Genomic DNA, 10,805 nt, shown 5'->3' with positions numbered 1-10,805 from the left:
AGCCGTCGCCGGCCATGGGCCTGTCGCCGTCGGAAGAACAGATCGTGCCGCAGCAGTACGCGAACAATCCGAAGGTCGATGCCTTCATCAACGAGATCGCCGGCCGCGACGGGCTCGATCCGGCGCGCCTGCACGCGTTGTTTGCCAGTGCGAACTATTCGGCGACGGCCGTGCGGCTCGTGCGTCCGGCCCCGTCGCCGTCGGTCAAGAACTGGCGCGTCTATCAATCGCGCTTTCTCGACACGATCCGCATCAACGCGGGCGTGAAGTTCTGGCGCGCGAATCAGGCCACGCTGCAGCGCGCGTCGAACGAATTCGGCGTGCCGCCTGAAGTGATCGTCGGCATCATCGGCGTGGAGACGATCTACGGCCGCTTCATGGGCAACTTCCCGACGCTCGACGCCCTGACCACGCTGGCCTTCGACTACCCGGACACGCCGAACCGCGACGACCGCCAGGCCACGTTCCGCAAGAACCTCGAGGATTTCCTCGTCTGGACGCGCGACAGCCAGATCGATCCGACCAGCGTGAAGGGTTCCTACACGGGCGCGATCGGCATTCCGCAGTTCCTGCCGAGCAGCATCCGCAGCTATGCCGTCGACTACGAAGGCACCGGCCAGATCAACCTGCGCACCAGCACGGCCGACGCGATCGGCAGCGTCGCGAACTACCTGAAGCAGCACGGCTGGGAGCCGGGCCGCCCGGTGGTGTGGAACATCGCCGCCGACGCGGGCAGCCAGGGTGTGGCGCAGGCCGCCGCCGACGGCAAGCCCGAGCCGCACCTGCCGCTGTCGCAACTGACGCAGGCCGGCCTCGTGCTCGACGAGCCGTCCGTCAATGCGGCAGCCGAAGCGAACACGCCGGTGCTCGTGATCGACCTGCCGAGCCCGGGCCGCGCCACCGAGTACAAGATCGGCCTGAAGAACTTCTACGTGCTGACGCGCTACAACCGCAGCTTCTTCTACGCGTTGTCCGTGTACCAGCTCGGCGAGCGCGTGAAGCAGAAGATGCTCGCGACGCAGTAAGCCGCCGCGCCATTTGCGCCGCACAAGAAAAAGCGCCGTTCAAGACGGCGCTTTTTTCATGCGCGCGCCGCCATGCGGGGCGCGCCGGATCGCGAAGCGAACGCTCAGGCGGGGAACACGCCCGTCGACAGATAGCGGTCGCCGCGGTCGCAGACGATGAACACGATCGTCGCGTTCTCGACCTGGCGCGCGATGCGCATCGCCACTTCGCACGCGCCGCCCGACGAGATGCCGCAGAAGATCCCTTCGACGGCCGCCAGCTTGCGCGCCATCGCTTCCGACGCAGCCTGGCTCACGCTCTCGACGCGATCGACGCGGCTGCGGTCGAAAATCGACGGCATGTAGGCCTCGGGCCACTTGCGAATGCCCGGAATGCGCGAGCCGTCCTCGGGCTGCGCGCCAACGATCTCGACCTTCTCGCTCTGGCTCTTCAGGAACTGCGAGGTGCCCATGATCGTGCCCGTGGTACCCATCGCCGACACGAAGTGCGTGATGCGCCCTTCGGTGTCGCGCCAGATTTCGGGGCCGGTGGTTTCGACGTGCGCGAGCGGGTTGTCGGGATTGGCGAACTGATCGAGGATCACGCCCTTGCCTTCGCGCTGCATCTGGTCGGCCAGATCGCGCGCCAGCTCCATGCCGCCCTTGGTGGGCGTCAGCACGATTTCGGCGCCGTAGGCGGCCATGCTCTGACGGCGCTCGACCGACAGATCTTCCGGCATGATCAGCAGCATCTTGTAGCCGCGGATCGCGGCAGCCATCGCCAGCGCAATGCCGGTGTTGCCGCTGGTCGCCTCGATCAGCGTGTCGCCCGGCTTGATCCGGCCACGCTCCTCGGCCTTGCGGATCATCGACAGCGCGGGCCGGTCCTTCACCGAGCCGGCCGGATTGTTGCCTTCGAGCTTCGCGAGGATCACGTTGTTGCGCGCGCGAATCTCGTCGTCCGGCAGCCGGACGAGCTGCACGAGCGGCGTGTTGCCGATCGTGTCTTCGATAGTTTTGTAAGCCATGAACGTAGTGTGAATGCGAGGCCGATGAATCCGAAGATTGTAATCCAGCGTCGGTTCCGCCGTGCGGGGCGGGATCGCGGCCCGCCGCGTCACGCAAAAAACCCGCGATGCTGCCGCGGGAATCCGTCGACGAACGACGGCTGAAGGAGCCATCGCGGCGGATTGCGAGCCGCGCGCCTAACGCGGCTCCCGCCTGACCGGGTGGCGCCGGCTACTTGACGATCATGTGCCGATCACTTGCCGGAAAGCTTCGCCGGCGCGGCAGCAGCGGCGCGCGCGGCCGGCGCCTTCGCGGCGCCGATCGTCAGGCCGTCGGCCACGAGCCGCTCGACCGATTTCTCGCCGATGCCGCTCACGCGCCGCGCGAGATCGGCGGCATCCTTGAACGGCCCATGCGCGGTGCGCTCGTCGACGATCGCCTTGGCCTTCGCCGGCCCGATGCCCTTGATGCCGCGCAGTGCGTCGTCGCTCGCCTGATTGACGTCGACCGCGGCCCACGCCTGAGCCAGCCCCGCGCAGCACATCGCCACCAACAGAATCTTCTTCAGCATCCGGATCTCCCATCAAGAAAAACGGCCGGCGGCTGCCGACCGTGAGACCCAGTGTAGGGACGATCCGGCGTGGCTTACAGCTGGCCGAACAGCCAGCGCACGTAACGATCGACACCTTCCTGCACGGTCAGGAACGGCGCGTCGTAGCCGGCCGCGCGCAGCTTGCTTTGATCGGCCTGCGTGAAGCACTGATACTTGCCGCGCAGCGCGTCGGGGAACGGCACGTACTCGATGAGCCCCTGCTCGACCTGCTGGGCGAGCGTGAGCGGCGGCTGGCCGTCGATCGCGCGCAGCGTGTTGACGACCGAGGTGGCGATGTCGTTGAACGGCTGGGCGCGGCCCGTGCCGAGATTGAAGATGCCCGACTTCTCCGGATGATCGAAGAAGAACAGGTTGACCTTCACGACGTCTTCCACCGAAACGAAATCGCGCGTCTGCTCGCCGGCCGCATAGCCGTTGTACTCGCCAAACAGCTTGACCTTGCCCTCGGCGCGGAACTGGTTGAAGTTGTGGAACGCCACCGAGGCCATGCGGCCCTTGTGCGTTTCGCGCGCGCCGTACACGTTGAAGTAGCGAAAGCCCGCGATCTGGCTCTTCGCGTCGGGCAGCACGCGGCGGATCACCTGATCGAACAGGAACTTCGAATAGCCGTACACGTTCAGCGGCGCTTCCACTTCGCGGTCCTCGACGAAGCGCGTCGAACCGCCGTAGATCGCCGCCGACGATGCGTAGAGAAACTGCGTGCCGTTCGCCAGGCAGGTGTCGAGCACCGCGCGGCTGTAACGGAAGTTGTTGTCCATCATGTAGCGGCCGTCGGTTTCCATCGTGTCCGAACAGGCGCCTTCGTGGAACACCGCGCGCACCTTGCCGAAATCGCCGCGCTGGAAACGCTCGACGAATTCGGTCTTGTCGAGGTAATCGTCGATTTCGCAATCGACCAGGTTCTTGAACTTGTCGGCGCGGGTCAGGTTGTCGACCGCGATGATGCGCGTTTCGCCGCGCTCGTTGAGCGCCTTGACGAGATTCGCGCCGATGAAACCGGCGGCGCCGGTGACGATGAGCGTCATGATCGTCCTTGTCGGAAAGTGAAGGAAGCGTGCAGCAGGCTGAGCGTGCCGCGCGCTCGTTCAGTTGAATGTCAGTTGAACAGTTCGCCGTATTCGACCGTGGCCGTGCCGAGTTTGGCCACCACGATGCCGGCCGCGCGATTCGCGAGCATTACGGCTTCGTCGAGCGTGAGCCCCGCGCCGAGCATGGCCGCGACCGTCGCGATCACGGTGTCGCCCGCGCCCGACACGTCGAACACCTCGCGCGCGAGCGCCGGCACGTTCAACTCGCCCGCGTCGGTATAGAGCGTCATGCCCTCTTCCGAACGCGTCAGCAGCAGCGCGTCGAGCGCCAGCGCGCCGCGCAGCTCGCGCACCCGGGCGCGCAAGTCGTCCTCGGAATGCCAGCGGCCCACCACCTCGCGCAATTCGGCGCGATTCGGCGTGATCAGCGACGCGCCGCGATAACGCGCCCAATCGGTGCCCTTCGGATCGACCAGCACCGGCAGCCCGGCCGCGCGCGCGTTGGCGATCATGGTCGTGACGTGCGTGAGGCCGCCCTTGGCGTAGTCGGACATCAGCACCACGCCGTGCGTCGGCAGCAGCGTGTCGAAGCGCGCGAGGCCGGCCAGCAGCACTTCGTGTTGCGGCGAGGCTTCGAAATCGACGCGCAGCAGTTGCTGCTGCTGCGCGAGCACGCGCAGCTTGATGGTGGTCGGCAATTGCGCGTCGCGTTCGAGGTGCGTCTCGACGCCGCTCTCGCCGAGCAGGCCGACGATGCGCTCGCCTGGCTCGTCGGTGCCGACCACGCACAGCAGCCCCGCGTTCGCGCCCAGCGTGACGATGTTGCGCGCCACGTTGGCCGCGCCGCCGAGCCGCTCTTCCTGGCGCTGCACGTGCACCACCGGCACCGGCGCCTCGGGCGAGATGCGGTTCACGTTGCCGAACCAGTAGCGGTCGAGCATCACGTCGCCCACCACCAGCACGCGCGACTTCGCCAGCCGCTCGCGCGGCACCGTGGCGACGCTCGACGCGGCCTCAGCCGCGCGCGGAGGATTGAGCTGCGACATGCGGACGTCCGATTGCGTGGTAGTCGATCCCGAGTTCGGCCATCGCCTCGGGTTCGTAGAGGTTGCGGCCGTCGAAGATCACCGGCGCGTTCAGCACCGATTTCAGATGCGCGAAATCGGGGCTCTTGAATTCCTTCCATTCGGTGACGACGACCAGCGCATCGGCACCCGCCACCGCCTCTTCCTTGGTGGCGACGAAGCTCAGGCGGGCCAGCGCGGCCTCGTTGCCGGCGAAGTCGAGCGCGAACACGCGACGCGCCTCGTCGATCGCAACGGGATCGTAGGCGCGCACCGAGGCGCCGCGCTCGAGCAGCGCGGCGATCAGCGTGCGGCTCGGCGCCTCGCGCATGTCATCGGTGTTCGGCTTGAACGCGAGGCCCCACACGGCGAAGCTGCGGCCGGCCAGATCGGTGCCGAACTGCTTTTCGATCTTCGCGGGCAGCACGCTCTTCTGTGCGTAGTTGACGGCCTCGACGGCATCGAGAATGCGCAACGGCTGGCCGTTTTCGGCCGCCGTGCGGATCAGCGCCTGCACGTCCTTCGGGAAGCACGAGCCGCCGTAACCGACGCCCGCGTAGAGGAAGTGATAGCCGATGCGCGGATCGGAACCGATGCCGCGCCGCACCGATTCGATGTCGGCGCCGACGCGTTCGGCCAGGTTCGACATCTCGTTCATGAACGAGATGCGCGTGGCCAGCATGGCGTTCGCCGCGTACTTCGTGAATTCGGCCGAACGCACGTCCATGTAGATCGTGCGTTCGTGGTTGCGGTTGAACGGCGCGTAGAGCTTCTTCATCTTCTCGCGCGCGATCGTGCCGGCGGCATCGTCGTCGACGCCGATGATGATCCGGTCGGGCCGCATGAAATCCTCGACGGCCGCGCCTTCCTTCAGGAACTCGGGGTTCGAGACCACCGAGAAGCGATGCGCGGCGCTGTCGGCCAGGCCGCGCGCGGCCAGCGCCTGCTCGATCACGCCGCCGACGCGCTGGGCCGTGCCGACCGGCACCGTCGACTTGTCGACGATCACCTTCGGGCCGGCCATGTAGCGGCCGATGTTGCGCGCCGCCTCGAGCACGTATTGGAGGTCGGCCGAGCCGTCCTCGTCGGGCGGCGTGCCGACCGCGATGAACTGGATCTCGCCGTGCGCGACGCTCGCTTCGATATCGGTCGAGAACGTGATCCGGCCGGCCGCGCGCGTGCGCGCGATGATTTCCTGCAGACCCGGCTCGTGGATCGGGATCCCGCCGTTGTTGAGGATCTCGATCTTGCGCGGATCGACGTCGAGACAGAACACGTCATGGCCGATCTCGGCGAGGCAGGCGCCCGTGACGAGACCGACATAGCCGGTGCCGATGATGGTGATTTTCATAGGTTTCCCGGTGATTCGTTCCGGAGGTTGAGCAGGATTCCGTGCCTAGTTCGAGACGCCGGCTTCGACGCGCCGCGGTGCGTAGGTTTCCCAGCCGCTGCAGCCCGGGCATTGCCAGTAGAACAAACGCGCCCGGAAGCCGCAGTCGTGACAGGTATAGCGCGGCAGGTTCTTGGTGCGCTGCTTGACCAGCGTGCGCATCATTTCCAGCTCCGCGCGGCGCGGCTCGTCGGCCGTCGCGATCTGCGCGTCGAGCAGGTGGAGCATACCCGACAGATTCGGCGCCTTCTGCATCTGGGTGCGTGCGAGCGTATGCGCGGCATCGGCGCCGCGCAATTCGGACACGTACTGGAACACCACGTCGAGCAGGTCGTTCGACGGATAGCGATCGGCATAGCCGGTCAGCAGCGCCGCGCCTTCGGCGGCGCGGTCGAGCGCCAGATAGGATTTCATGAGCTTGTCGGCCACGAGCGGCAGATATGCGGCGTTCTGCTGCTCGACGCGTTGCCAGTGGCCGATCGCGGCCTCGTGATTGCCGGCTGCCGCGGCGGCGTCGCCCGACAGGATCGTCGCGCGCACGTTCTGCGGATTGACGGCGAGCGCGTCGCGCAACTGGCTGGCGGCGGCTTCGGCGTTCTTTTTCGCCAGGGCGTCCTGCGCCAGTTCGCAATGGAACTGCGCGATTTCCGTGGCCAGCGAGCCGCCGCCCATCGATTCGATCTTGCGGGCCGTCTGGATCGACTTGTTCCAATCCTTCTCGATGCCGTAGATCGTCAGCAGCGCACGCTGCGCGCCGAGCGCGTAATCGCCGTCGGCCAGCATGTGGAACGATTCCTCGGCGCGGTCGAGCAGGCCGGCCTTGAGGAAATCCTGGCCCAGTTCGTACAGCGCGTGGTCGCGCTCGTTGACGGGCAGATCGTTGCGGTTCAGCAGGTTCTGGTGCACGCGGATCGCGCGATCGGTTTCACCGCGGCGGCGAAACAGGTTGCCGAGCGCAAAGTGCAGTTCGACCGTTTCGGGGTCGAGCTTGGCCACCTCGATGAAGGCGTCGATGGCCTGATCGGGCTGCTCGTTGAGCAGAAAATTGAGGCCGCGGAAATACGAGCGCGGCAGGCTGGCGCTCTCGGACAGCAGCTTCTTGAGGTCGTAGCGCGACGCCATCCAGCCGAATGCGAACGCGACGGGGATGGCCAGCAGCCACCAGAAATCCAGATCCATGAGGTATCGAAGCAAGGCCGGCGCCGCCCGAGGCGGCCCGGCTAATCGTTAAATGACGGGCGGCATCGGCGGCTGATCGATCACCACCGGCGTTTCGCGCGCCGAGCGCAAATCGCGCTTCAGGCGGCCGTTTTCGAGGCGCATCCGCAGCACGGCCGGCAGCGCCGACAGCAGGCCGGCAAGCAGGCCCACCACGAAGAATGCAAGGCCGATCAGGATCAGCGGCGCCTGCCAGGCATAACCGGCGAGGAAGTTGAGCGTGGTGCTTTGCGTGTTGGCCAGCGCCAGCACGAGCAGCAGCACGAACACCAGCACACGGATCAGCCAGACGACGAATTTCATGAAGCCCTCCTGTCATGTTGCGCGGGCGGCATCCTGCCCCGCCGCGTCTGAAGTGCCCGTATTGTAATGGAAGCGTTTCGCGATCCGTGAATCCGATCTCGGACCGGGCTGTGCCACCGCACGGATCGCACGGCGCCCCGCACGGCGGCGGCATCGCGATCCGAAAACGACGGGCAATAAAAAAGCGCCCCGAAGGGCGCTTTTTACAGCCATGCCGGCAGGCAGGGCTCCGGGCAATGACGCTTACTGATCGTCGTCGCCGCTGTCGTTCTTCAACGGTTCGCCGGCGCGGCCATCGACGCGTTCGCGCAATTCCTTGCCGGGCTTGAAGTGCGGTACGAACTTCTCGGGTACCTGCACCTTCTCGCCCGATTTGGGATTGCGGCCCACACGGGCCGGACGGCGGTTGAGACCGAAGCTGCCGAAGCCGCGAATTTCGATGCGATGACCTTTCGCCAAGGCGTCCGACATCGCATCGAGCATCGTTTTCACCGCGAAATCCGCATCCTTGAGGACAAGTTGCGGAAATCGCGCTGCCAACTGGGCGACCAACTCTGATTTGGTCATACTTCAGCAGACCTCGCGAGGCTTACTGGTTCTGGCCGTCGAGCTTTGCCTTCAGCAGCGCGCCGAGGTTCGTCGTGCCGCTTGCTGCTGCGCTGACGTCGGACTGCATGCCGCGGATGGCTTCTTGCTGCTCGGCCGAATCCTTGGCCTTGATCGACAGGTTGATGCCACGCGACTTGCGATCGATGTTGATCACCATTGCGTTGACCTTGTCGCCTTCCTTCAGCACGTTGCGAGCGTCTTCCACGCGATCTTGCGAGATTTCCGAAGCGCGCAGGTAGCCTTCGACTTCGCCCGACAGCGTCACGACTGCACCCTTCGCATCGACCGTCTTCACGACGCCGTCGACGATCGAGCCCTTGTCGTTCATTGCAACGTAGTTGCTGAACGGGTCGCCTTCGAGCTGCTTGATACCCAGCGAGATGCGTTCCTTCTCGACGTCGATACCCAGAACGATGGCTTCGACTTCGTCGCCCTTCTTGTACTTGCGAACGGCTTCTTCGCCCGTCTCGCTCCAGGACAGATCCGAGAGGTGGACCAGGCCGTCGATGCCGCCCGGCAGACCGATGAACACGCCGAAGTCGGTGATCGACTTGATTGCGCCCGTGATCTTGTCGCCCTTCTTGAAGTTGCGGCTGAAGTCATCCCACGGATTCGGCTTGCATTGCTTCATGCCGAGGCTGATACGACGACGGTCTTCGTCGATTTCCAGGACCATGACTTCGACTTCGTCGCCGAGCTGAACAACCTTCGACGGTGCGACGTTCTTGTTCGTCCAGTCCATTTCCGATACGTGGACCAAGCCTTCGATGCCCGATTCCACTTCGACGAATGCGCCGTAGTCGGTGATGTTCGTGACCTTGCCGAACAGGCGCGTGCCCGACGGGTAACGGCGCGAGATGCCTTCCCACGGATCGTCGCCCAGTTGCTTGATACCCAGCGAGACGCGGTTCTTCTCTTGGTCGAACTTGAGGATCTTCGCGGTGACTTCCTGGCCAACCGACAGGACTTCGCTCGGGTGACGCACGCGACGCCATGCGATGTCGGTGATGTGCAGCAGGCCGTCGATGCCGCCCAGATCCACGAATGCGCCGTAGTCGGTGATGTTCTTGACCACGCCATTGACGATCGCGCCTTCCTTCAGCGTTTCGAGCAGCTTCGCGCGCTCTTCGCCTTGGGTTGCTTCGATCACGGCACGGCGCGACAGCACGACGTTGTTACGCTTGCGGTCGAGCTTGATGACGCGGAATTCGAGCGTCTTGCCTTCGTACGGGGTCGTGTCCTTGACCGGACGCGTGTCGACCAGCGAACCCGGCAGGAACGCGCGGATGCCGTTGACCATCACGGTCATGCCGCCCTTGACCTTGCCCGTGATCGTGCCGGTCACGAGTTCGTTGTTGTCGAGAGCCTTTTCCAGCGAGAGCCACGAGGCCAGACGCTTGGCCTTGTCGCGCGACAGGATCGTGTCGCCGTAGCCGTTTTCCAGCGCGTCGATCGCGACGGAAACGAAATCGCCCGACTGAACCTCAACCTCGCCCTGATCGTTCAGGAATTCCTCGATGGGAATGTAGGCCTCGGACTTGAGACCCGCGTTGACGACCACGAAGTTGTGGTCGACACGCACGACTTCGGCGGAGATCACTTCGCCGGCGCGCATGTCTTGACGGGTCAGCGACTCTTCGAACAGGGCCGCAAAGGATTCGGTATTCGGGGTGGAGGTTTGCAGATCGGACATAAAAATCGAATTGTGCGTGGTACCGCGCCGTCTCGTACCTCGGCCACCTGGCCGGGTTGGCGGAGCGAACGCCACACGGGGTTAGGGTTGAAACACGCTTCCGGCGCCGGCCCTTGCCGACTGCCCGAAGCACCTGCTGCCACTACGGGTACTGCCACTACATACGTTGCTCAGACGGCGGAACCGAAGGCTTCCCGGTGCCACGCCAGAACCTGTTCGACCGCTTGTTCGACCGACAGGCTCGACGTGTCGAGCAGCTTCGCATCCGCCGCAGGCTTGAGCGGCGCGGCCGCGCGGTTGCTGTCTCGCGCGTCCCGCTCACGCAAATCCCGGAGCAAGTCATCTATATTAGCAGAAAAACCTTTTTGCATCAATTGCTTATGCCGGCGCGCGGCGCGGGCCTCGACGCTCGCGGTCAGGAACACCTTCAGGCCGGCATCCGGGAAGATCACGGTGCCCATGTCGCGGCCGTCCGCGACCAGCCCCGGGGTCTTGCGAAACGCCCGCTGACGCGCCACCAGCGCGGCGCGCACCGTTTGATGGACGGCAATCGCGGAGGCGCGGTTGCCGACCGCCTCGGCGCGGATCTGGTCGGATACGTCCACGCCGTCGAGCTGCGCGCAGCCCTCGCGGAACGTGATGTGCAGGTCGTCGACCAGCTTCGCCAGCCCCGGCTCGTCGTCGGGCTCGATCCCATAGCGCTGGCTCGCGAGCGCCGCGAGCCGGTACAGCGCGCCGCTGTCGAGCAGGTGAAAGCCGAGGTGCGCGGCCACCAAGGCGGCAACCGTGCCCTTGCCGGACGCGGTCGGGCCGTCGATCGCGATGACGGGCGTGGGATGGAAAGGTCGAGTCGATTTCATCTGAACAAACGGGCC

At 65.3% G+C, this 10,805-nt stretch carries 11 protein-coding genes; 1 reads left to right on the top strand and 10 read right to left on the bottom strand.

All coding sequences use genetic code 11. The features are described from left to right. Positions 1 to 1,025 (top strand): lytic murein transglycosylase B (gene mltB, locus G3N92_RS12860; RefSeq protein ID WP_206127904.1); only part of this gene is annotated, 1,025 nt, incomplete at its 5' end. A 104-nt stretch (positions 1,026 to 1,129) separates the two neighbouring features. Here mltB and cysM read toward each other — a convergent pair. From cysM to cmk, 10 genes are all read right to left on the bottom strand, one after another. Next, positions 1,130 to 2,032, bottom strand: coding sequence for a cysteine synthase CysM (cysM, locus tag G3N92_RS12855; protein ID WP_206127903.1), 903 nt, complete (start codon positions 2,030 to 2,032; stop codon positions 1,130 to 1,132). 233 nt (positions 2,033 to 2,265) lie between these two features. After that, a complete protein-coding gene (locus G3N92_RS12850) occupies positions 2,266 to 2,583 on the bottom strand; it encodes a helix-hairpin-helix domain-containing protein (protein ID WP_206127902.1) in 318 nt (105 codons plus the stop codon). A gap of 74 nt (positions 2,584 to 2,657) precedes the next feature. After that, positions 2,658 to 3,650: an ADP-glyceromanno-heptose 6-epimerase gene (gene rfaD, locus G3N92_RS12845; protein WP_206127901.1), complete on the bottom strand. Its 993-nt coding sequence runs from the start codon at positions 3,648 to 3,650 to the stop codon at positions 2,658 to 2,660. Between the two features lie 71 nt (positions 3,651 to 3,721). Beyond that, a complete protein-coding gene (rfaE1, locus tag G3N92_RS12840; RefSeq protein ID WP_241014759.1) occupies positions 3,722 to 4,699 on the bottom strand; it encodes a D-glycero-beta-D-manno-heptose-7-phosphate kinase in 978 nt (325 codons plus the stop codon). Beyond that, positions 4,668 to 6,068, bottom strand: a complete 1,401-nt coding sequence (locus tag G3N92_RS12835; protein ID WP_206127900.1) for a UDP-glucose/GDP-mannose dehydrogenase family protein — start codon at positions 6,066 to 6,068, stop codon at positions 4,668 to 4,670. The genes rfaE1 and G3N92_RS12835 overlap by 32 nt, the downstream gene beginning before the upstream one ends. A gap of 45 nt (positions 6,069 to 6,113) precedes the next feature. Beyond that, positions 6,114 to 7,286 (bottom strand): lipopolysaccharide assembly protein LapB, encoded by a 1,173-nt coding sequence (gene lapB / locus G3N92_RS12830; RefSeq protein WP_206127899.1) that lies wholly within the window; start codon positions 7,284 to 7,286, stop codon positions 6,114 to 6,116. 48 nt (positions 7,287 to 7,334) lie between these two features. After that, on the bottom strand, positions 7,335 to 7,628 hold the full coding sequence (locus G3N92_RS12825; RefSeq protein ID WP_206127898.1) for a LapA family protein: 294 nt from the start codon (positions 7,626 to 7,628) through the stop codon (positions 7,335 to 7,337). Positions 7,629 to 7,871: 243 nt separating this feature from the next. Continuing rightward, positions 7,872 to 8,195 carry an integration host factor subunit beta gene (locus G3N92_RS12820; protein WP_206127897.1) on the bottom strand — a complete coding sequence of 108 codons (324 nt, stop codon included), beginning with the start codon at positions 8,193 to 8,195 and terminating at the stop codon, positions 7,872 to 7,874. A 22-nt stretch (positions 8,196 to 8,217) separates the two neighbouring features. Further along, entirely contained in the window at positions 8,218 to 9,930 is a 1,713-nt protein-coding gene (rpsA, locus tag G3N92_RS12815) for a 30S ribosomal protein S1 (RefSeq protein WP_206127896.1), read from the bottom strand. A gap of 170 nt (positions 9,931 to 10,100) precedes the next feature. Then, positions 10,101 to 10,790: a (d)CMP kinase gene (cmk, locus tag G3N92_RS12810; RefSeq protein WP_206127895.1), complete on the bottom strand. Its 690-nt coding sequence runs from the start codon at positions 10,788 to 10,790 to the stop codon at positions 10,101 to 10,103. Positions 10,791 to 10,805 lie beyond the last annotated feature (15 nt).

Origin of the sequence: Burkholderia sp. Ac-20379, assembly GCF_017104645.1 — a bacterium.
In the GTDB taxonomy this organism is placed as follows: domain Bacteria; phylum Pseudomonadota; class Gammaproteobacteria; order Burkholderiales; family Burkholderiaceae; genus Burkholderia.
This window is presented reverse-complemented; position numbering and strand designations above follow the sequence as displayed.